The following is a 20,974-nucleotide window of genomic DNA, read 5'->3' on the forward strand; positions in this document are numbered from 1 at the left end:
CGTGGCGTCGGCCTCGGTACTTGCCTATTGCCCACCGGCGAGCGACCTCAGGGCGTCTGTTCGCCGGCCGTGGGACTGTCCGGAATTTCGTGTCTGAGGCCATGATGATGGAAAGGAGAATCATCACATGGCCATTGAGAAAGAACTTTTGGACCAATTGCTTTGCGGACGCGATCCGAACGAGGTGTTTGCCAAGGAGGGACTGCTCGACGAGTTGAAGAAGGCGCTTTCTGAGCGCATTCTGAACGCCGAGCTGGATGAGCATCTGGATGATGAGCGTGGGGCCGGCGGCCCTGCGAACCGGCGTAACGGCGTGTCGAAGAAGTCGGTCCTGACCGGCACGTCGAGGATGACGCTTGCGATCCCGCGCGACCGGGCTGGTACCTTCGATCCGAAGCTGATCGCCAAATACCAGCGCCGCTTCCCCCGATTTTGATGAGAAGATCATCTCCATGTATGCGCGCGGCATGACGGTTCGCGAGATCCGCGGCCATCTAGAAGAGCTCTACGGCATCGACGTGTCGCCCGACCTGATCTCGGCGGTGACCGATGCCGTGCGGGAGGAGGTCGGTGAATGGCAGAACAGGCCGCTCGACGCCGTCTATACGCTCGTCTTCTTCGACGCCATGCGGGTCAAGATCAGGGACGAAGGCTTCGTCCGGAACAAGGCCGTCTACATCGCGCTCGGCATCCTCCCCGACGGCACCAAGGAGATTTTGGGCCTCTGGATCGAGCAGACGGAAGGCGCCAAGTTCTGGCTCAGGGTTATGAACGAGCTCAAAAACCGCGGCGTCGGCGACATCTTGATCGCCGTCGTCGACGGCCTGAAGGGCTTCCCCGAGGCCATCAACGCCGTCTTTCCGCAGACCGTCGTGCAGACCTGCATCGTGCATCTCATCCGCCATTCGCTGGAGTTCGTGTCCTGGAAGGACCGCAAGACGGTGATGCCGGCGCTCAGAGCCATCTACCGGGCCAGTGACGCCGAAGCGGGCATGAAGGCTCTGGAGGAATTCGAGGCCGGTTATTGGGGGCAGCGCTATCCGGCGATCGCGCAGAGTTGGCGGCGCAACTGCGAACATGTGGTGCCCTTCTTCGCCTTCCCCGAGAGCGTGCGCCGGATCATCTACACCACGAATGCCATCGAAGCGCTGAACTCAAAGCTGCGCCGCGCGAGTGGTTCGAGCCAAGACCCAGTTCGCCGTCGTATTCGGCGAAAGGTTCGTCAGCCAATGACGAAAACAGGCCTCAGGCACAAAATATCCGACAGTCCCCCCGGCAGTCGGCATTTTTGAAAAGCTGCCCACTCCCACGCGTGGACGAGCTCCCACGCTGTGCGGTAGTCAACGACGATCAAGCAGCGCTCATCGGCCAGTTCCTTCACAAGACGGCACAAAGCGAAGAATTTTTCCCCACAACACGTTGGCGCAGCCGGCGCGGGTGCACGCCCATTCACTCCAAGTTGCTTCACCCAGTTGATCGCCGTGCGATCGCAACGCCAAACCGGACGTCACCTGGTGCCGCGCTTCCAGGCAAGCGGAGCCAAGAAGCGCTGGAATGCCGCAGTTGCAGAACTGAAGCCTGTTTGCATTCGTGTCCGCACATGTTAACAGCCAGCGACTTGGAAGGTCGATGATGCTTGCCACAATCGAGAGCGCTCTGGACGACATACATTCCGGCCTGCGTATGCGGCGGGTCTGGATTGCGCTGGCTCAAGAGGATATCGGAGACCAGCATCGGCGAACCGCACTGGGACCACTGTGGTTGCTGATCAATTATTTTGCCTTCGCCGGCACGTTCATCTTCGTCATCCATCGTGGCGATACGAGCACGGGGAGCTATGCTGCCTACGTGGCGACCGGACTGCTTGTATGGTTTTACATCATGGAGACGCTGTCGCAGAGCGTTTCGCTGTTTGTGCGCGAAGAAGGCTTCATCAAGGGAACGACACTTCCGCTATCCGTCTACGTGATGCGGCTTCTCATGCAGTCGGCCATTCGTGCAGCCTATGCGCTGGTTGGGTGTATCGTGATTCTTCTCCTGAGCGGAACCGCCCTTTCGACCGCCTGGCTGTGGTCGGCTCTGGGCGTGCTTCTCATTCTTGCAACAACCCCGGCGGCGATCATTCTTTTTGCTTTTCTGGGAGCCTATTTCCCCGACAGCCAGTTTATCGTGTCCAACATCATGCGGATCGGCATGTTCTTGACGCCGGTGTTCTGGTCCTATGAGGGCTCGGGCGGAGTGCGGCATCTTCTCTACTACTGGAACCCCTTTACCTATTTTCTAGAGATCGTACGTGTGCCTATCCTGACCGGCGGGCCGCCGATCGACTCCCTTCTGCTGTGTGGGGCAATCGGCCTGGTACTGTGGACAGCGGCGCTTATGGTGCTTGGTCTATTCCGCAAACGGGTGGTCTTCGTCATCTGATGGTCTCGATCCGTGTCAGCAATCTTGGCTTGGTCTATCGCCTGCGCAAAAAACTGACGCTTGCCGCGCGCGACCGACGCCTCCCCACCGGGGGCCGGTTGGAAGGCAAAGGCCGTACCCAGTACGTTACCGCGCTCGATGGCGTGAATTTCGAGCTTACGGCCGGTGATCGGCTGGGCCTTGTGGGCGCGAATGGCGCGGGCAAGACGACGCTGCTCAAAGTCCTCTACGGCATCTATGCGCCAACCTCGGGCAGCGTCGAGGTGGAGGGCCGGGTGGATGCTCTGTTCAACATCAGCCTCGGCTTCCGTCGGGAGGCGACCGGCCGCCGCAATATCGTGCTGCGCGGTCTCATGAACGGCTGGAACATGGACGAAATCGAAGCCCGCATGGAGGATGTCATCGAGTTCAGCGAGCTCGGCGACTTCATCGATCTCCCCTTCAAGACATACAGCCAGGGCATGGCCGCCCGCCTCGCCTTCTCCGTTGCCACCAGTCTGGACCCGGAGATCCTGCTGATGGACGAATGGATCGGCGCCGGCGATCCCAAGTTTCAGGACAAGGCACGCGACCGCATGTCGGAACTGGCGGAGAAGGCGGGCATCATCGTGCTCGCCAGCCACAACCACGCTCTGCTCAAGAAGACATGCAACAAGATATTGGAGCTTGAGAACGGCGGCGTAAAAAGCCTCCATCTGGCAGAGGAATGGGCTGCATCGGCGTGACGGCGATGTTGTTGCCTCCGCCATGGGACGAACGCTTTGCCAAGGCATTTTTCGGTAATAGGGGTCAATCCGTTGCAGATTACGATTTTTGGGACCGGCTATGTGGGCCTAGTGCAGGCCGCGGTCTTCGCGGAGGCCGGCTATGACGTCGTGTGCGTCGACATCGATGACGGAAAGGTCGAGCAGCTCAAGCGGGGCGAAGTTCCGATCTATGAGCCGGGCCTGGAGCATCTGGTCAGGGAAAACGGCGCATCGAGGCGTCTTCGTTTCACCACCGATGCGGCGGAAGGCGTCCGTCACGGTCTCGTGCAGTTCATCGCCGTCGGCACGCCGCCGGACGAGGACGGCTCCGCCGATCTGAAGCACGTGCTTGCCGTCGCCGACAGCATCGCCGCCCATATGGACCAGCAAAGGCTTGTCGTCGTGAAATCGACGGTGCCCGTGGGCACATCCGACCGGGTCCGAGCCGCGATGAAGGCGCGGCTTGCGCAGCGCGGACGGACGGAGATCCCCTTCGATGTGGCATCGAACCCCGAGTTCCTCAAGGAGGGCTCCGCGGTGGCCGACTGCACCAAGCCCGATCGTATCATCATCGGCACGGAAAGCGCCGAGACCGAGCGCATGCTGCGCGAGCTATACGCGCCCTTCAACCGCAACCACGAAAAAATCATCGCCATGGATGTGCGCAGCGCCGAGCTCACCAAATATGCGGCCAACTGCATGCTGGCCACGAAGATCAGCTTCATGAACGAGATGGCCAACCTCGCCGGCACACTCGGCGCGGACATCGAGAAGGTGCGGCTGGGCATAGGCGCCGACCCGCGCATCGGCTATCACTTCATCTATCCGGGCGTAGGCTATGGCGGCTCCTGCTTCCCGAAGGACGTGCGGGCCATGATCCACACGGCCGAGACGCTCGATTTCGACGCGATGGTACTGAAGGCCGTGGAGCGCCGCAACGAGGCGCAGAAGGAATTCCTGTTCGCCAGGATAGACAGCCACTTCAAGGGCGACCTGCGCGGGCGCACATTCGCCCTGTGGGGCCTCGCCTTCAAGCCCAACACCAACGACATGCGCGAAGCCCCCTCCCGCGTGCTCATGGAGGCCCTGTGGCAGGCCGGCGCAAGCGTGCGCGCCTATGACCCCGAAGCGATGGAAGAATGCCAGCGCATCTATGGTGCGCGAGAGGACCTGACCCTGTGCGAAACCAAGGAGGAGGCGCTGGCCGGGGCCGATGCCCTGGTGGTGGTCACCGAATGGAAGAGCTTCCAGGCCCCCGACTTTCCTTCACTCAAGGCCACGCTCAAGGAGCCGGTTATCTTTGACGGGCGGAATATTTATGATCCCAAGGTTGCGGGGAGGCATGGCTTTAAGATCTACGGCGTCGGGAGGAGAACAGGTTTAAATACTTAAAATTGCTTCACTAGGAAGAACTATGCCGACCACTATAAATATAAAAATCTTTTCGAACAAATCGCCATTAGTTGTTCCTACTCAGTAGACGCTTGACTGTCGTCTATACCTTCAGAGGCTCATCCAGCGGTCGGCGGCATCACTTCAGTACCAGATGCCGTCCTGGAAGCTCTTGGGAGATGATAGCTGTTACGCTGCCAGAAATTCGGCAGTTGCACGGTATGTCGCATGTCTAGCCTTCTCAAGGCATCCCTGCTAAAAGCTTTCCTCAAAAGGGAAGGTCCTTTTTGCGATCGGATATGGAATTGCCAATATCGACCTCTGATGCAGCTCTGCTTCGCTCTTCCAATTTATTTGATATCGATTGGTATAAGAAGATGTACCTCGATGTCGATATGTTGGGTATGGACCCAGTTGAACATTACTTGTGGCTGGGCATTAGGTTGGGGCGAAATCCATCCCTGAAATTTTGCTCACGCAGCTACTTGGAAGCTAATCCAGACGTCAAGCGCATGGGTATAAATCCTCTCGTGCATTACCTTAGGTGCGGTCAGAAAGAGAATCGCCCTGTTTACCCGGTTCTTACTCAAGAAGATAAGCATGCAAGGATAACCGCGAAACGCATTGTAAAGAGGCGTCACATCGACTGGAATGATAAAATCGAGCAGCGCGCAATCTATGACCTATCTATACTAGAGTATCAGGAAGACTCTAATCTGGTCTCTATTATCATGCCTACCAGAAACCGGGCTTATTGCATAGGACATGCCATCGAGTCTGTCATTTCCCAAACTCATAGCAACTTTGAATTGATTGTGGTGGACGACGGCAGCACCGACAATACTGAGAAGGTAATCACGTCAATCAACGATCCACGCATTCGGTATATCAAGAATACAGAAAGTGGGGGCCCCTCAAAGGCCAGAAACATTGGGCTCCGGACTGCGCGCGGGGAATGGGTATTTTTCCTCGACTCAGATAATGCTTGGCGCTGCAACATGATCGAATTCATGCTGAAGCACGCAAGACGATCGCAGATTTCAGCTGGCTATTGTGCGGCCAATTTGCAGGACGACAGGGGCCAGAGAAAAGCTGTTCTCTATGCTGATTTCGACTATGAATCGTGTCTTAAAGAGAATTTCATTGACCTTAACTGCTTCTTTCTAAGACGAGAAGGGCGTTTCCGCGACATCTTTTTCGATGAGAATCTCAGACGGTTGGTGGATTGGGATTTCATTCTCCGGATCGGCGCCCATACTAGGATTGTGGGGCTGCCGTATATTGGGGTCGACTACTACGACGGCGCGAATGATCGAGTTAGCAATCGCGAGCATACGCAGGCTGGCGAATTGGGTGATTTGGTTACCAGTATAAGGGCTCGGGCTAAATCCTATCTCACCGAGGCAGCGCCGATAAGAGACTTGGCGAGTTACCGAGTGGCCGTGGTGCTGCATGTATTTCACCCCGAAAGGGTTGAGGAGTGCATCAGATATTTAAAGAATATAGATTTTGAATTTGATCTATTTGTTACTACTCCGCTTAAAGAAAGCGAGCCATGCATCGCCTCAATAATCGACGTGTTCCCGAGAGCGTTTTTGTTCAGATATCCAAATGCAGGAGCCGATATCGCTCCTTTCTTGGAATTGATGTCGACACTCAAAAATTACTGGCTAGTTTGCAAAATTCATACCAAGCGCGATGTCGGCCGCTGGGGTGATACTTGGCGCTCGGTGCTGTTGCGGTCCGTCTTAAATTCCACCGATTTAATAAATGAGATCGTCACAAGCTTTAAACTTAATCCGCAGCTAAAACTGGTCTGTTCGAAGGACTTCTATAAACACGGAGTGAAGAACTCCATTCCTGAGACATTGAATCAAGTGAAGAAGCTAGCAGCAGATATGGGAATGGCGGACCTTTTGTCACGTGAGTGGGCCTTTGTTGCTGGGACGATGTTTTGGGTCAGGCCACAGGAATATTTCCGCTTGGGCCGATACATGTGCGATTCCCAAGGATATAGCACCATATTTCGGCAGGACGGCGCTCTAGAACACGGCCTCGAACGAATGTTCGGTCTCTGTATCTCGGCTCAAGAGCGCTCGCGGGTTGGACTTGTAACTGATGGAACGGTCGAGGAATTTCCCGTTGGTGTTGGCCATACGAACGAGGGAGTTTCAGTCACACTTACTCGATTGGCGGCCTGAGCAGCATGATTGCACTCCCGAGAATTTCAACTGTCATACCGACCTACAATCAGGAGGAATATATCGTCGCGGCAGTCGAGAGCGCCGTGATGCAGATTGGCGATTTTGATCACGAGGTTATCGTCTCAAGCGATGGCTCAACGGATGGCACCCGCCAAAAGGTCGACGCACTACGTCGCCGCTTCCCTGGCCTGATCCGTGACATCAGCGATGATAGCAACGTCGGAATCTCTGGCAACTTCAAGCGGCTTTTCGATGCAGCAACTGGTGACTACGTTGCGATCCTTGAAGGAGACGACATCTGGAGCGATCACCTGAAACTAGCGAAACAACTAGCATTTTTGATGGGAAACGCTGATTGCTCGATGGTGTTTTCTAAAATTCTTGTGAAAAAACTTCCGTCTGGAGAGGAAAGCTATCTCCCAAGACAGACAGCCATTGCAAAGAGCAAGCTGGATGGATCGGACTTTTTAGCCGAACCCACTATGAATCTAATCGCGAACCTCTCCTCTTGCATGTTGAGAGCAGATATCGTGAAGACGCTACCAATCAAATTGTTCGAGGGACGGTTCAACGAGATAGCGATGGCCTTCTATTTCGAGCGGCATGGTAAGCTTGGCTTCATGAACGAGCCGATGAGCATATATCACCTACATGAGAAGGGTGTTTGGAGCGGTGCGCCGCGGATCGATCAACTTCGCAGTGGGTTGATGACACGAGAGATGGTTCTCGACGTGTCATCCCCTGTCTACCATGACCAAATTAGGCGTGTGATTGAGGAGAAATACCAAAAGCCCCTAGCCGATTTAACCCAGGGGAGCAATGCGTCTGCCTGACTAGGCCCAGTTCAGGCGATGAGCCTCCAAAGCATCCTTTAGTCCCATCTCGTTCCAATCAGTACGGCGCACAAAGAACTTTAGCTGTTGTCGAGATGCTATCGGGCGAGCAAAATCCTCAACAATCTTATAGGCTGGACGCATTACATAATCGTGGATGCCAATGATCGCACCAGGTCTAAGAAATTGCAGCGCCTGAAGAAAGCAGGCAACCCGGAAACGCCCATCTACAAGGCAGAGATCAAAATCGCGAAAGCCAGTTTCTACGATTGACCCGGAATAACTTCTGAACAGATGTTCGTTCTCGCGCGAGACGGGCGTTCCCCACGCCCCAGTTGGTCCGATATCCACATGTCTCAAATCGACATGCTTGGTCGAGTTCCCTATCTCTCCTCTAACTTTTGAAACCCACACTCTATCGCTATCAACTGCGCTTATTCTTTTCTTTACCAAAGTGGCTGCTAGGCAGGTGCTCCCTCCCATGCCGAATTCAAAATAGGCATCGGCTTCAGAGAGAAATGCCTTAAATAGTTCCAGCTCTTCCGGCTGCATGATAACTTTCATTGTCTGCTCCTTCTTTAAAGAGGGGCTATAGCAACTCTTAGGCAAAAAGAAAGCACCTCTTGTGTATACTTCCGGGATTAGCCCGGCAGCCCCAAAAGTGCGTTCCGTCCGACCAATGTTGCAGATCAGTGCAAAGAACAAGGCGTTCCTTACCAGCCTTAGCCGCGCACGCGCTCTTCCCTTATTCCGTGGCTGAGATAATGGCGCAATGGGTCAACCCGGTCACGCGCCACATCGGGATGAGCGCGCAGATAAGCTTGTCCGTCGAACAGGCCCCGGCGCTTCAACTGGATCTTGCGCAGGGCGAGGGCCAGAGGGCCGGGCAGCAGGCCGGCGAGTCGGCCGCTCCGGCTGTCGCCGATCAAGGTTGACGCGACCTGCCGCAGCCATTCCGCCTGCTCTTCCTTCACGCGCAGGAGCTGCGTCAGCGTGGCGATCTCCGAGAAACGCTCCTGCAAGCGGCGTTCGATCTGCTGCTTTTCGGCAAGGTGGTCATTTGCCGGTTCCCTGGTCTTCACCAACGCGGCTTCCGTTTGCGTTTTCAGATCGCCCAGCAGCAGTTCGACTTGTTCCTTGTAGCTCGCCACAAGCGCCTCTTGCCTGGCATAGGCCTCCGCCATCCGGTCGGCCTCCTGGCGAGCCTTAGCGAGTGCGCTGTCGGTCTCGGAGAGTTTATCTTGCGCGGCAGCGAGCGCCTCTTCCGCTTCGGCGGCCGCATGAGCCCGGCTCTCCAGCTCGGCCTCGAGGCGCTCAGCCTTCTCCGCCCGCTCCGCCAGTGCGAGTTCGGCCTCGTGGAGTTTCTGCTCCATATCCCGCGATTTTTTTGCGGCCTTCCGCCCCGCCACGATCAGGCGCCCAAAGGCAGGCCCCGCAGTGCCGAGTTCGGCCCGGATACGGTCGAGAACGGGGAAATCCTCCTGTCTTTCACCCTCTGCCGTCCAAGCGCTGAAAATCTGGAAGGTATCGCGCAGCCAGCCGGACAGCATCGGGTTGTCTGCGACACGTTCCGGCGCCTCCTTGTGGTGCCTGTATCGCTCCGACAGGAAACCGTCGATCTCCGCCGCATTGCCGGACAGCCGCGGCCAACCAATGCCCAGGGCGGTTTCTGCCCCCGTCAACACACGGTTCCAATCTTTCATCAGCTGGTCGTAACCGGCGAAAAAGCGCGGCAACCCGCGCGAAGCGACCTCGGCATCAAGCACGTGGCGCAGCCACAAGAGATGGCCGAAGTCCGGCTCGAAGCCGTTGCGCTTTTCCAGCGACGCGCCTACTTCCAGCGGATTGCGGATTGGGGAAATTACCAGTGGCGCAACGCCGGCCCCCTCCAGAACGTCCAGCCAGAAGGGGGCCATGCGGCAGATTCGAGGATCTTTAAGCACCAATAGGGAGGAGGAGCCGAACTGCTCCTGCAGCGTTACGAGCGCCTCTTCGCGAAATTCCTTCAGCTTCGGCGATCGGAGCCAGCCGGAATTGAACTCCAGCCAATCATCCCAGCTCGTGCCGGCAGATTCCAGGATCCGGTCGTTGAGATGCTGGATGCTTGTCGATTCCCAGTGCCCGGCCTCATTGGTTTTGTGGGCGCCCATCAGTGTCTTGGGCAGATCGCAGCCCGAAAGGCTCAGGACGCGCGTGAACGCGCTCGTGCCGGAACGGTGCATGCCAAGAACGAGAACCGCGTAGCGCTCAGCTGCCTTGCGAGCGCGCTGCTTTCCTGGAACTGCCTTCACAAAAATCCCCCTTCAATGTTGTCGTTATCTCTTGGCGCAGCTTTTTGCATTTTCCAAGGGACTTTCGTGCACCCGCAATGTTCAGCTTACTGCATGGCTTTGTCAGGGCGGGCAAACGGCGTCAATTCCGATACCGTGTCATCGAGCCGAACGATCGGCTCATCGCAACCGTTCTTTCGCAACGCCGTTTTTATTTTCTCCATTTCTTCCTTTGTCGCCTCGACCAAGTGGGCAGGCATGGGATCACGCACCTCATTACGGTCGTGACCCACGAAAAAACCTTCTCCCCGCTTGTCAGCTATAGTCGTTGCTCGACCTCGCGCCGCTTTCTTCCGATCAAACTCAGCACGTGATTTGATAACGTAATGGTTTAGACGGAGGGGGCGCCAACATACGCTGGCGCTCAAGCCGATACCGTGCACTGGATGTTCGGATAGCGGCTCGCCATCTGCATAAGCATGGCGGAATTTGCGCCCAACCTTAAAATGATGAGGCGTTCCACTGTGCGACAAGTAGGCTGAAGGGCGGATCACTGACTTGTAATGGTGATTTACGCCGAAATTCTTCTCAGCCCGATGGATAAACCGCTCCACCACCAAACCGTCGGACGGCTCCGTTCGGAACGACGAGCCGTAGGTGGCCCAATTGACAACCACCGCTCCCACGTCCCTACCGAATCCATTGAACAACAACGGGATCGACAGGAAGTCATCCGCGAGATGAAAGAACTCGTCCGCATCAATGAAAGCGATCCATTCCGCGTCACGGGCATGTCGACGCATGATTTCTACATAGGCGGGAAGCTGCGGAGCCTTTCCCGGGACGTGCGGAAAGGGAATATGGTCGATCAGGCCGATGGATTGCAACGTCGCCAGCAGTTCCGTTGTGCCATCATCAGAATTGTTATCGGCGATGAAAAACCGCTCGATGCCCAGAACACGATGATACGCGACCCACTCCAGAATGTAAGGGCCTTCATTTTTGACGATCGCACCAATGGCCATTTTCGGGCCTGCTACGGTTCCCGACCTAGACTCCAAGTGAAAAATCCTCCCGGTCGAGCGTCAAGTTGACCGAATAATAGGGATCCGGGATGAGGGGCCACCGCCTCTTCATATAGGCTATTTCCGCCTGAAAGCGTCTGATCTTGTTGGGATCATCCTCTGCTCCCCGTGAGATGCTTTCGAGATGATAAAGTTCGGCGTAAGGCGTCCAAACATTGAGATAACCGGCCTCACGAACCTTGAGACAGAAGTCCACATCATTGAAGGCGATGGTCAGGTCTTTCTCGTTGAAGCCATCCACCTCTTCAAAGACATTCTTGCGAACGACAAGGCATGCGGCGGTTACAGCGGAGAGATTCTGTACAACCTTCAGCCTGAAAAAATATCCTGGGTGGCTACGGGAAAAATGCTTGTGAGAGTGGCCGGCAACTCCGCCAAGACCAGTGATGACGCCACCGTGCTGAAGCGTGTCGTTACTGTAGTAGAGCTTTGCTCCTACGCAACCGACATCTGGCTGGATCGCCCACGAAACCATTTCTGTCAGCCAATCCGGTGATATTACCTCTATGTCGTTGTTGACGAGTCCGATAACCGATCCTGCAGTTTTTCTGGCAGAAAAATTATTGATAGCGGAATAGTTAAATTCATTTTTGTAATGCAGTACTTGTGTATTCTGTCCTTCACGAAGTGCATCAAGATAGGAAAGCGTTTCAGGCTCTACTGATCCGTTATCCACCACGATGATTTCATAGTTCCGGTAAGTAGTCCTTAAGCGGATCGACTCCACGCAGCCACGCAAAAGCTCAACCTTATCGCGCGTTGGAATGATCAGGCTCACAAGAGGCTCCGGCTCCGGCAGAGAGAAACGGAGGCGATAAAACGGCGTGTCGGGGGCTTGCTCAACTTTCGCTGGAAGGCCCATCCGCTCCACATGCTCCTCGAGGGCGCGCAAGCCAGCACTAAAGGCATAGCTCTTTTCAGAGCCCTCGGACGCTGTCGAGCCCTTTATTGCTCGCCAATGGTAGAGCACCTTGGGAACATGACGAATTCCCTTGGCGCCTATACGCTCGAAAATGCGCAAATTCAGATCGTAATCCTGACTTCCTTCAAAGCCCGGACGCCAGCCTCCAACGGCGCGGATATTATCCGCCCGATGGACAGTGAGGTGATTAAGATAGTTCTGCGAACGGAAGAGTTCGCGAGAGAAATCGGGCTTGAAATAAGGGTCAAAGCGCTTCCCTTGCGCGTCAATCTTATCCTCGTCACTATAGATCAGCTCAGCGTCAGAATCACGGCAGATTTCCAAGGCGACCTCAGCTAGAGCATGGGGCCGCAGGACATCGTCGTGATCAAGCATTGCCACCCATTCACCCGTGACCAGATCGAAGGCAGCATTGGAAGCACGCGAGATGTGACCGTTCTCTCGGCAGTAAGCCACCTTTATACGGGGATCTTCGCTGTATTTTTCTAAAACCTGGCGCACATGAGGTTCAGTAGAAGCATCGTCTGAAATACAAAGTTCCCACCTATCGTATATTTGAGATAGAACACTTTCTATTGCTTCAACTAAGTACTTCTCCGGCGTATTATTTACCGGCATTAATACGGAAATCAGCGGGCGGTGATCGAACTGTTCCAGTTGTGCCTTTAGAGCGACCCCATCCGAATTCTCTAGAGTATCATGAAGCGCGATCCATTTCTCGTAACTGACGCTTCTCCTAAGGACGGCCTCACCCCTGGCGCGAAGCACCCCAACGACGCCGCGCGCTCCCTTCTGCCTGAAAACCTGCCAAGCACGACTTATAACTCTGGCGGCAAATTGGCGATCCCGCGAAGCGTGGGCGAGGAAGCCGGCGATCAGACTGATGGACTGCTTCATTCGTGCATACTGGAGAGCGAAATTACTCAGTGAATACCTCTTCCCTAACGACAAGGCCGACACAGATGCGGCCTGCCGCTATTGTCCCGCACTTCCGCTTGCGCAAACTGTCCAAACGCAGACTACTTTCACTCGGACGGGCCCATGTTGCCGATTAGCCGATGAATGACAGCCTTCGTGCTTTGATGCCACTCCGGTGCGCAATAGCCGAAGTTGGAGACGAAGCGGGAACTATCAAGCTGTGAATTGTGCGGTCGCTTAGCTTTCGTCGGGAATTCAGCCGTAGTGATGGCCCGCACCTCGGCGGTCGGTCCTCCACATGCGCGGCTGACCTCGAAGACGCGGCGCGCCACGTCGTACCAGCTTGCACTGCCGCTTGCGGCAAGATGATAGCAGCCAAAGGCGCCGGAATGGCTCGCCTGACGCTCGACAACGGCAAGTATTCCGTCAGCAATATCCAGCGCAGAGGTAGGATTTCCTGCCTGGTCGGCGACTACGCTGACTTCGTCTCGCGTTTCCGCCAACTTCAGCATGGTCTTCACAAAATTCTTTCCGAAAGGGCTGTAGACCCAGGCCGTGCGCAAAATGAAATGGCGCGGATTGGCTGCCGCCACGGCCTCTTCCCCGGCAAGCTTGGAAGCGCCGTACACGCTCTTCGGCGCCGGCGCGTCTTCTTCCAGGTAGGGGCCTTCTTTAGTACCGTCAAAGACATAGTCGGTCGAAAGGTGGATCACGGGCACGCCGAGGGCAGCCGCCGCTTCGGCCACCGCGCCCGCGCCTTTGGCATTAATGGCAAAGGCGCGCTCAGGTTCATCCTCCGCCTGGTCGACCGCTGTGTAAGCGGCAGCGGAAACAACGAGATCGGGCCGCGCAGCTTCAAGTGCGGGAGCCACGGTTTCAGAGTGGGCGAGGTCGAGCACCGGGCGGCCGACGGTTGCCACGTCAATGTCGGGGCGCCCCTGCGCCCTTTCCAGAAGACTTTGCACGACCTGGCCCTGGCTGCCGGTGACGACAATTCTCATGCCGCCCCCTTTACCGCCTCGCCGAGCCGCTCACCGCGATAATGTTCGCGCCGGATGGGTTGCCACCACCATTCGTTCTCCAAATACCAGTCGATCGTCCGGGCAAGACCGCTTTCGAAGGTCTGCTCAGCTTTCCAGCCGAGCTCGCGCTCAATTTTGGACGGATCGATGGCGTAACGCTGGTCGTGGCCCGGTCGGTCGGCAACGAAGGTGATTAGGTCGCGATAGTTTTTACTGACCGCGCGCGGGCGCCTCTCATCCAGGAGGTCGCAGATCGCCTCAACGACCGCGAGATTGGTGCGCTCGGCACGGCCGCCGATATTGTAGCTGTGCCCGACATGTCCCTTGGTCGCCACCAGCTCCAGCGCGCGGGCGTGATCCTCGACATAGAGCCAGTCGCGGATATTGGCCCCCTTGCCGTAGACGGGCAACGGCTGCTCGTCGAGCGCGTTGAGAATGACCAGCGGGATCAGCTTCTCTGGAAAATGGAACGGGCCGTAATTGTTCGAGCAATTGGAAAGAACGACCGGCAGACCGTAGGTCTCGTGCCAAGCTCGCACAAAATGATCCGATGCTGCCTTTGAGGCCGAATAGGGTGAGGATGGGGCATAGGGCGTATCTTCGGTGAAGACGCCCTCGTCGAAAGGCAAATCGCCAAAGACCTCGTCCGTGGAAACATGGTGGAAGCGGAACCGCTCTTGTCTTTCGGACGACAGATCTCGCCAATATGCGAGCGATGCGTTGAGCAGCCGGAACGTGCCGACCACATTCGTCTCGATGAATGCGTCCGGGCCGTCGATTGAACGATCGACATGGCTTTCCGCGGCCAGATGCATGATCGTGTCGATATCCTCGCGACAGAGGATCTCGAGCACCTTCGCATCGTCGCATATGTCGACAGGGTAATGCTTATAGTTTGCGGCGTTCTCGATCGGGCGCAGAGACTGCAGATTGCCAGCGTAGGTGAGCTTGTCGAGGTTGATGACTTTGACGCCCTCTCTCCCCACAAGCAGACGGCATACGGCAGAACCGATAAAACCTGCCCCTCCGGTTACCAGAATGTTCATTGTCCCCACTGTCCCGGCTTTGGCGTTACGGATCAAAACGTCTCGGAATCCCGAAAAAGAGGTGCTCCTGCATCTTTCTTCGAGAGCTGAACCTCAAGGCCCTTTACCGGCCAATCTATCCCTATTTGCGGATCGTCGTAGCGGATGCCGCGATCATGCTCAGGTGAATAATAGTCACTCACTTTGTAGGCAACGACCGTATGCTCCTCCAGTGTGACGAAACCATGAGCGAAACCTTTGGGCATCAGGATCTGGTTCCATCTTTCTTCGGAAAGCTCCAGCCCTACCCAGCGGCCGAAGGTGGGGGAATCGCGCCGGATATCCACCGCCACATCGAAGATACGGCCCTTCAGCACGCGCACGAGCTTGTCCTGCGCGCGCGGCGGCAGTTGGTAGTGAAGACCGCGCAGCACGCCCTTGCGAGCGGAATAGGACTGGTTGTCCTGGACGAACTCGATGCTCACGCCCTGTTCGGAGAACTTTGCCCGATTATATGTCTCACTGAAATAGCCCCGCTCATCCCCGAACTTCTGTGGGATGATCTCGAGCACGCCATCAAGGCCGAGTGGGCGCACTTCGATCATGTAGTCTCCTTCTCCGACACGCGCCGCTTCAGGTAGGCGGCATATTCCGTTTTGCCGAGGTCTTTCGCGCGTTCCAGCACCTGCTCCGCGCTGAGCCAGCCCATTTCGAAGCCGATCTCTTCAGGACAGGCGATCTTTATTCCCTGCCGATGCTCAATGGTCCGTACGAAGGAGGAAGCTTCGTGCAGGCTGTCATGGGTGCCGGTGTCGAGCCAGGCATATCCTCTACCCAGTTGCTGAACACCCAAATTGCCACGCTCGAGATATGTATTGTTGACAGTCGTGATCTCAAGTTCGCCGCGTGCCGATGGCTCAATGCTGGCAGCGATATCCACAACGTCATTATCGTAAAAATAGAGACCCGTGACAGCCCAACTGGACTTCGGCTTCTCGGGCTTTTCCTCGATCGACCGGGCCAACCCGGTTTCGCGATCGAATTCGACGACGCCGTACCGCTGCGGGTCGTCTACGTGGTAGGCGAAGACGGTGGCACCGCGCTCCAGTCTGATCGCCTCGGCACAAAGCGCCGGCAATCCAACACCATAATAGATGTTATCACCGAGGATCATCGAAACGGGGTCGGAGCCGATGAAATCGCGCCCGATGATAAAGGCTTCGGCAAGACCATTCGGTTGTGGCTGTTCCGCATAAGAGAACGTGACACCGAATTGCTCGCCTGTTCCCAGAAGCTGTCTAAAGGCCGGCAGGTCACGCGGTGTCGAAATGATCAGGATTTCGCGAATCCCGGCGAGCATGAGCGTGCTCAAAGGATAATATATCATTGGTTTGTCATAGACAGGCAGAATCTGTTTCGAGACGGCCAAAGTCAGTGGGTAGAGCCGTGTGCCGCTTCCCCCTGCAAGAATAATACCCTTCAAACTACCCTCCAAAGATCGATGTATATTGACTACAATCTGCCAAAAGCTGCGGCAAGATAAAGTGCCACGTCCGAGACCGGTGTTTGGCGGTGAATTCGGTGTGTCCACAGTGAACGCAGGCTCTGCAGCGAACCACTCTTGCGGGCGGCTTTAAAACCGTCCAGCGTCTGGCGCCCACTTTCGTCGAGCAGGTCTCTGCACCTGTCCAGTGCGTCGATGTTAACGACATTCCAGTCAGCGAATCTACCATACGCCAACGCTTGCAACCGCTTCATGCGAGAAACCCAGCCCTGGTTCTCGCCTATAAGATTGCCGCCATGCTGGCGGTAGCTAATCCTTGGTATGGGATCGTAGATGATTGTGCCACCTGCCCCCGAAACAATTTGATAGCACCACCAATCGTGGCTAACGAAACTGGTCCGCAGGCAGCTCTCATGTATGAGATTGAAAGCTGCTCTGTTGAGTACGATGGTATTTCCTCCAGCTATGCTTTGGACGATTGCGTTGCCGAAGTCGGGTTGGCGGGCAAAAAGAGGAGACAGACCCCTTGCAGCGCCATTCTTCCCAATGAGCCTCGTTCGACCGCAGTACATAGCCAAGGCCTGCGGCTGAACCTCATCAAGTTTCTTTACGGCATAGGACAATTTGTTTGGGTCCCAGACATCGTCCTGATCGCTGAAAGCAATGTACGCGCCGCCAACGGATTTCATGGCCATCATCCGACGAAAATTCTCGACGTAGCCTTGCCGGGGTCCGGCGATGACATGAAAAACGCCCTTGCTCCATCGGGCGCGCCAAGCTTTCAATATCTCAAGGGTGCCGTCTGTCGATCCATCATCGCTCGCCCACACGTCGATGAAAGGCAAGTCCTGGCGAGCGATGGAATCCAATTGCTCCTCCAGAAACGACGCGCCGTTATAGGTCGCCAGCAAAACCGCTACGGTTGGTTTGCCCGTCACAGGCGGCCGTCCTTCTCCACACTCTTGACCGGATTGCTTATGGAGGATTAGAAGCAATCAGGCAATGGAGCGGCTACACCATCCTCCGCGCCAAGATGCGTGGCAATTCATGATGTAGGTGGCGCCCTCAAGAGATCGCGGCATAGGCGGTGATTGCCTGATGGAGGTGATCGAATGTCAGCCGCATGCGCTGATCGCTGCGCAGGTCCTCGTGTATGGTGATCCAGGTCTCGATCGGAACCGCCACCATGTCGGGCAGCAGCCGGGCGAGTTTTGGGGTGTGGCTGGCCAGGCCCATCTGGCAGATGCTTATGCCGCATCCCGCACGGATGGCGGCGAGCTGGGCGAGCTGGTTGTCCGTGCGGAAAGCGAACATCTCGCGTGTCAGCGGCAGGCCGCTTGCCGCAATGGCGCGGGCAGAAACGACGTCTTGGTCGAAACCGACGATTGCGTGGCCGGCGAGTTCATCGAGCCGCTTCGGTGTCCCGTGCACGGCCAGATGTAGGGCGTGGGCGAGACCTGATGGAGAGACTGTCGCTTTGGATTCCAACGGAGTTGGTCACGCCAGGCATCATGGTTGTCTTCGCTGCCGGCTTCGTCTGGGCGTGGACGGTCGACAGGAGTAGGACATATCCGCTCTTCCTCGCGGGAGCGTGCCTTCTGTTTTCCGCCGGAATATCGTCCCAGGTTCTCCACATCCCGCGCGCACTCGGCCCAGGAACGCTGATATCCGGCGCCCTTTACACCCTTGCCGTGCTGATCGCGTGTGAGGCGATCCTGCGACGCTCCGGAGCGACCCTCGGCTGGCGTCTGCATGCGATCTCCTTCCTGGGCATCATGCTCCTGCTCTGGTACTTCTTCTACGTCGAGCGAAACCTGTTGGCTCGCGTCTACACCCAAAACTTCGGGTACGGGCTCGTTCTCCTAGTCACTGCAATCGTTATGGGTCGGACAAGGTCACGGCGAACGATCGACCGGGTGCTCGTTTGGAGCTTGTTGTTGTTTGCCGTTCATTTCTTCCCGCGAACACTCTTCACGATCGGTTTTTCGGCTCCCCAGTCGTCGCCTGAGGCGTTTGGCGCATCGGCCTTCTGGAAGATGCTCCAGCTCTCGCTCGGCGTCTTCGGTGCCGGCCTGGCGTTGACAGTCCTCGCTGCGACGTTGACGGACGCAATGGACGGTCTGCGGGACGAGCGTGACAAGGATGGGCTTACCGGCGTGCTCAATCGCCGTGGGTTCGAGGAACGAACATCGCGCCTCCGTGGCCGCCGCAGAACGGACGATGGGGTGCTGATCCTTTGCGACCTCGATCGATTCAAGCAGATAAACGACACCTACGGGCACAGCGCGGGAGACGCTGTCTTGAAGGCGTTTGGCTTCATCCTGCAGGGAGCCGTGCGCGAGCATGACATCGTCGGTCGCATCGGCGGAGAGGAATTTGCGCTTCTGCTTTCAGACACGGACATATTCGGGGCACGTGAACTGTCGAGCCGGCTGAGGCAAGAGATCAAAAAAGCCCGGTTCGCGTTTCTCCCGGAGGGGCGCCACATCACGGCCAGCTTCGGCATCGCCGAATGGCATCGAGGGAGCAGCTATCGCGACGCATTCAGTGTGGCCGACCGGCGCTTATATGCAGCAAAGAGGAGCGGCCGAGACAGTGTTGTCGCCACGGACGACGGCGCTGGGGCTGAAATCGACCGAGCCGATCGCGTCGGATAGCGGATATGGGCTGAGCGGTGCGGAAGACCTTTGGACAGCCGTTGCTGCCAGCTCTAGGATAGTGTCGGCGTCGTGATTCGGGGGGACTTCCATGAACGGAATCAGGCCCTTTCTCGCCGTGGCCTTGCTGGCGGTGTCGGTTGGCGTTGGCTACGCGGCTGATGGTGAGCCGTTCTTGCATTTCGCTACCGAGGACCCGTTTGTCGGCCCCGAAACACCGGCGGTGAAGAACGATATCCACGTGTTCGGCGGTGTCTTTGCCGAAAAGTCGCTCGGCGGCGTCATCCGGTTCTGGGATGCCGACTATACCAGCAACTATATGATCGGCGGGGCCTACGGCCGTGACTTTCGTGAGCTTGGAGCGGGTTTCGTTCTCGGCGGGGTGGCGGGTGCAGCACTCCGCTTCGGCGAGGACGACGATACCAGCGGCGAGATCTGGGCGGGACTAAGGATCCGCCACCACGGTCTGGTCATCGGCGATCTGGCGATCGCGCCGGGGCTGACACTGGGTTTCAGCGCGGTCACCGCCCCGACGGAGATCGAACGCAGGCGTGAGATCGCACATGGCGGCGACGCGACCTTGCTGGGCTTTGTCGGGCCGGAGATTGCGTTCCGGTTGCGGCAGGCTCCGAACGTCGAACTCGTCTACCAGCTTCACCATCGGTCCGGCGCCAACGGGATATTCGGCGACCTCGGCGAGGGGGCCAACGCCAATACCATCGGCCTTCGCTATCGCTTTTAGCCGTTTCCACTGTCCCGCTGAAAGATCCAGTCGTGGTCGGGGTGGTTCTTGAAGCGCCAGGCGCGGCGGGGGCCGGCCATGACGTTGAGATAGTACATCTCGTAGCCATAAGGCGCACCGCAGGGGTGGTGGCCGCGCGGGACGAGGACGACGTCGTGATTTTCGACGGCGATCGCCTCGTCGAGTTCGCCGTCCTCGGTAAAGACGCGCTGGAAGCCGAATCCTTTGGCCGGGTTCAGGCGGTGGTAGTAAGTCTCCTCCAGATAGGTCATCTCGGGCCAGTTATCCTCGTCGTGCCGGTGCGGCGGGTAGGACGACCAGTTGCCCTGGGGCGTGTAGACCTCCGTCACCAGCAGGCTGTCGGCGACGTCGCGCTCTTCCATGGCGATGGCGTGGATGTAGCGGGTGTTGGCACCCTTGCCGCGCTCGGCGAGGGAGATTCCGGCCGGGCCGATCACCTGGGCCTCGTGGCCACGCTTGCCTGGAGCCGCGCAGACGGCGAGCGTGCAATCCGTGGTCGCCGTCGCGGTCCAGTGGGAGCCGTTGGGAATGTAGACGGCATGGGGCGGCAGGCGCTCGAAGACGTTCATGCGCTCGCCCAGTTCGCCGAAGCTCTTACCCTCCGAGGCGATCTCGGCCTTGCCCTCCACCAGCACCAGGATGACCTCGGTATCGCCCGTCTCCTCCATGGCAATCTCGCCAGCTTGCAGGCGGTAGAGGCCGAAGCCGACATAGCTCCAGCCGGCGCTTCGCGGTGTGATGTCGTGCACCTTGCCGGCGCTGCCGGCGGGCCTGACCAGAAGTTTCGACATCTATCTCTCCCTATTCCGTCTTGTTGTCGGTCTCGGTGCGGGGCTCGTAGTCGTACAGGAACACCCAGGCGCAATAGATGCCGAGACCAGCGAAGAGCATGCCCCAGAAGGGCGCGCCCATGATGAACTCGAAGATGCCCCAGCCGAGGCAGACCACGATGATCGCCACCCGCCGCCAGAGCGGGGCGAAGAAAGGATGATGAAGGTCGAAGAGCTTGTGCATCCGCTGACTATAGATGGTCTATGGAGCAAGATGAATGAGGGTGGATCAATCCACGCGCGTCATCCCGGAAGCCGGAGCCCGTAAGGGCGGAGGCTGTCCGGGACCCATTCTCGCCTCGCTGAGGCTCGGCGAAGCGGGCCGGAACGTCGATGTCACGGAATGGGTCCCGGACAAACCCTCGCTTCGCTCGGGCTT

The 20,974-nt window shown here is 57.2% G+C and carries 19 protein-coding genes and 1 pseudogene; 8 read left to right on the plus strand and 12 right to left on the minus strand.

The window, feature by feature from the left end; translation table 11 throughout:
* Nucleotides 1-127: 127 nt before the first annotated feature.
* The 6 genes and pseudogenes from GM910_RS13265 to GM910_RS13290 all read left to right on the plus strand — a co-directional run bounded on the left by GM910_RS13265 (nucleotide 128) and on the right by GM910_RS13290 (nucleotide 7,599).
* Nucleotides 128-1,233 (plus strand): annotated as a pseudogene (locus GM910_RS13265) (IS256 family transposase).
* Nucleotides 1,234-1,629: 396 nt separating this feature from the next.
* The gene (locus GM910_RS13270; RefSeq protein ID WP_246226092.1) at nucleotides 1,630-2,424 is read left to right on the plus strand and encodes an ABC transporter permease; all 795 of its coding nucleotides are present in this window, start codon (nucleotides 1,630-1,632) and stop codon (nucleotides 2,422-2,424) included.
* Complete coding sequence (locus GM910_RS13275; RefSeq protein ID WP_159588036.1) at nucleotides 2,424-3,149, plus strand: ABC transporter ATP-binding protein; 726 nt, start codon at nucleotides 2,424-2,426, stop codon at nucleotides 3,147-3,149. The genes GM910_RS13270 and GM910_RS13275 overlap by 1 nt, the downstream gene beginning before the upstream one ends.
* Before the next feature lie 72 nt (nucleotides 3,150-3,221).
* Nucleotides 3,222-4,562 carry a UDP-glucose dehydrogenase family protein gene (locus tag GM910_RS13280; RefSeq protein ID WP_159588037.1) on the plus strand — a complete coding sequence of 447 codons (1,341 nt, stop codon included), beginning with the start codon at nucleotides 3,222-3,224 and terminating at the stop codon, nucleotides 4,560-4,562.
* 305 nt (nucleotides 4,563-4,867) lie between these two features.
* A complete protein-coding gene (locus GM910_RS13285; RefSeq protein WP_159588038.1) occupies nucleotides 4,868-6,763 on the plus strand; it encodes a glycosyltransferase in 1,896 nt (631 codons plus the stop codon).
* A 5-nt stretch (nucleotides 6,764-6,768) separates the two neighbouring features.
* A complete protein-coding gene (locus GM910_RS13290; RefSeq protein ID WP_159588039.1) occupies nucleotides 6,769-7,599 on the plus strand; it encodes a glycosyltransferase family 2 protein in 831 nt (276 codons plus the stop codon).
* On the opposite strand, the gene GM910_RS13295 is transcribed toward GM910_RS13290, so the two are convergent.
* From GM910_RS13295 to GM910_RS13340, 10 genes are all read right to left on the minus strand, one after another.
* Nucleotides 7,600-8,163 (minus strand): hypothetical protein, encoded by a 564-nt coding sequence (locus tag GM910_RS13295; RefSeq protein ID WP_159588040.1) that lies wholly within the window; start codon nucleotides 8,161-8,163, stop codon nucleotides 7,600-7,602.
* Between the two features lie 158 nt (nucleotides 8,164-8,321).
* Nucleotides 8,322-9,890 (minus strand): sulfotransferase family protein, encoded by a 1,569-nt coding sequence (locus GM910_RS13300; RefSeq protein WP_159588041.1) that lies wholly within the window; start codon nucleotides 9,888-9,890, stop codon nucleotides 8,322-8,324.
* Nucleotides 9,891-9,976: 86 nt separating this feature from the next.
* Nucleotides 9,977-10,894 carry a glycosyltransferase family 2 protein gene (locus GM910_RS13305; protein WP_159588042.1) on the minus strand — a complete coding sequence of 306 codons (918 nt, stop codon included), beginning with the start codon at nucleotides 10,892-10,894 and terminating at the stop codon, nucleotides 9,977-9,979.
* A gap of 25 nt (nucleotides 10,895-10,919) precedes the next feature.
* A complete protein-coding gene (locus GM910_RS13310) occupies nucleotides 10,920-12,773 on the minus strand; it encodes a glycosyltransferase family 2 protein (RefSeq protein ID WP_159588043.1) in 1,854 nt (617 codons plus the stop codon).
* A 128-nt stretch (nucleotides 12,774-12,901) separates the two neighbouring features.
* Nucleotides 12,902-13,795 carry a dTDP-4-dehydrorhamnose reductase gene (gene rfbD, locus GM910_RS13315; RefSeq protein WP_159588044.1) on the minus strand — a complete coding sequence of 298 codons (894 nt, stop codon included), beginning with the start codon at nucleotides 13,793-13,795 and terminating at the stop codon, nucleotides 12,902-12,904.
* Nucleotides 13,792-14,862: a dTDP-glucose 4,6-dehydratase gene (gene rfbB / locus GM910_RS13320; RefSeq protein WP_159588045.1), complete on the minus strand. Its 1,071-nt coding sequence runs from the start codon at nucleotides 14,860-14,862 to the stop codon at nucleotides 13,792-13,794. Before rfbB ends, rfbD begins: the two co-directional genes overlap by 4 nt.
* Before the next feature lie 32 nt (nucleotides 14,863-14,894).
* Nucleotides 14,895-15,446, minus strand: coding sequence for a dTDP-4-dehydrorhamnose 3,5-epimerase (rfbC, locus tag GM910_RS13325; RefSeq protein WP_159588046.1), 552 nt, complete (start codon nucleotides 15,444-15,446; stop codon nucleotides 14,895-14,897).
* Complete coding sequence (rfbA, locus tag GM910_RS13330) at nucleotides 15,443-16,324, minus strand: glucose-1-phosphate thymidylyltransferase RfbA (RefSeq protein WP_159588047.1); 882 nt, start codon at nucleotides 16,322-16,324, stop codon at nucleotides 15,443-15,445. The genes rfbC and rfbA overlap by 4 nt, the downstream gene beginning before the upstream one ends.
* A 29-nt stretch (nucleotides 16,325-16,353) precedes the next feature.
* Nucleotides 16,354-17,283 carry a glycosyltransferase family 2 protein gene (locus GM910_RS13335; protein ID WP_159588048.1) on the minus strand — a complete coding sequence of 310 codons (930 nt, stop codon included), beginning with the start codon at nucleotides 17,281-17,283 and terminating at the stop codon, nucleotides 16,354-16,356.
* Nucleotides 17,284-17,410: 127 nt separating this feature from the next.
* Nucleotides 17,411-17,833: a LysR substrate-binding domain-containing protein gene (locus GM910_RS13340; protein ID WP_246226094.1), complete on the minus strand. Its 423-nt coding sequence runs from the start codon at nucleotides 17,831-17,833 to the stop codon at nucleotides 17,411-17,413.
* 203 nt (nucleotides 17,834-18,036) lie between these two features.
* Here GM910_RS13340 and GM910_RS13345 point away from each other — a divergent pair, with 203 nt between their 5' ends.
* The gene (locus GM910_RS13345) at nucleotides 18,037-19,002 is read left to right on the plus strand and encodes a GGDEF domain-containing protein (RefSeq protein WP_246226096.1); all 966 of its coding nucleotides are present in this window, start codon (nucleotides 18,037-18,039) and stop codon (nucleotides 19,000-19,002) included.
* Between the two features lie 91 nt (nucleotides 19,003-19,093).
* Entirely contained in the window at nucleotides 19,094-19,744 is a 651-nt protein-coding gene (locus GM910_RS13350) for a hypothetical protein (protein ID WP_159588051.1), read from the plus strand.
* Here the strand turns inward: GM910_RS13350 and iolB are convergent.
* Complete coding sequence (iolB, locus tag GM910_RS13355) at nucleotides 19,741-20,556, minus strand: 5-deoxy-glucuronate isomerase (RefSeq protein ID WP_159588052.1); 816 nt, start codon at nucleotides 20,554-20,556, stop codon at nucleotides 19,741-19,743. The two genes, GM910_RS13350 and iolB, sit on opposite strands and share 4 nt — an antisense overlap.
* Nucleotides 20,557-20,566: 10 nt before the next feature.
* On the minus strand, nucleotides 20,567-20,779 hold the full coding sequence (locus GM910_RS13360; RefSeq protein WP_159588053.1) for a DUF3329 domain-containing protein: 213 nt from the start codon (nucleotides 20,777-20,779) through the stop codon (nucleotides 20,567-20,569).
* Between the last annotated feature and the right edge of the window lie 195 nt (nucleotides 20,780-20,974).

Source organism: Chelativorans xinjiangensis (genome assembly GCF_009812055.1).
Classification (GTDB): Bacteria; Pseudomonadota; Alphaproteobacteria; order Rhizobiales; family Rhizobiaceae; genus Chelativorans; species Chelativorans xinjiangense.

Coding starts and splice junctions, on each gene's coding strand:
- GM910_RS13270 (WP_246226092.1), top strand. CDS start 1,630: ATGATGCTTGCCACAATCGAGAGCGCTCTGGACGACATACATTCCGGC.
- GM910_RS13360 (WP_159588053.1), bottom strand. CDS start 20,779: ATGCACAAGCTCTTCGACCTTCATCATCCTTTCTTCGCCCCGCTCTGG.
- GM910_RS13290 (WP_159588039.1), top strand. CDS start 6,769: ATGATTGCACTCCCGAGAATTTCAACTGTCATACCGACCTACAATCAG.
- GM910_RS13295 (WP_159588040.1), bottom strand. CDS start 8,163: ATGAAAGTTATCATGCAGCCGGAAGAGCTGGAACTATTTAAGGCATTT.
- GM910_RS13350 (WP_159588051.1), top strand. CDS start 19,094: ATGAACGGAATCAGGCCCTTTCTCGCCGTGGCCTTGCTGGCGGTGTCG.
- rfbD (WP_159588044.1), bottom strand. CDS start 13,795: ATGAGAATTGTCGTCACCGGCAGCCAGGGCCAGGTCGTGCAAAGTCTT.
- iolB (WP_159588052.1), bottom strand. CDS start 20,556: ATGTCGAAACTTCTGGTCAGGCCCGCCGGCAGCGCCGGCAAGGTGCAC.
- rfbC (WP_159588046.1), bottom strand. CDS start 15,446: ATGATCGAAGTGCGCCCACTCGGCCTTGATGGCGTGCTCGAGATCATC.
- rfbB (WP_159588045.1), bottom strand. CDS start 14,862: ATGAACATTCTGGTAACCGGAGGGGCAGGTTTTATCGGTTCTGCCGTA.
- GM910_RS13310 (WP_159588043.1), bottom strand. CDS start 12,773: ATGAAGCAGTCCATCAGTCTGATCGCCGGCTTCCTCGCCCACGCTTCG.
- GM910_RS13275 (WP_159588036.1), top strand. CDS start 2,424: ATGGTCTCGATCCGTGTCAGCAATCTTGGCTTGGTCTATCGCCTGCGC.
- GM910_RS13305 (WP_159588042.1), bottom strand. CDS start 10,894: ATGGCCATTGGTGCGATCGTCAAAAATGAAGGCCCTTACATTCTGGAG.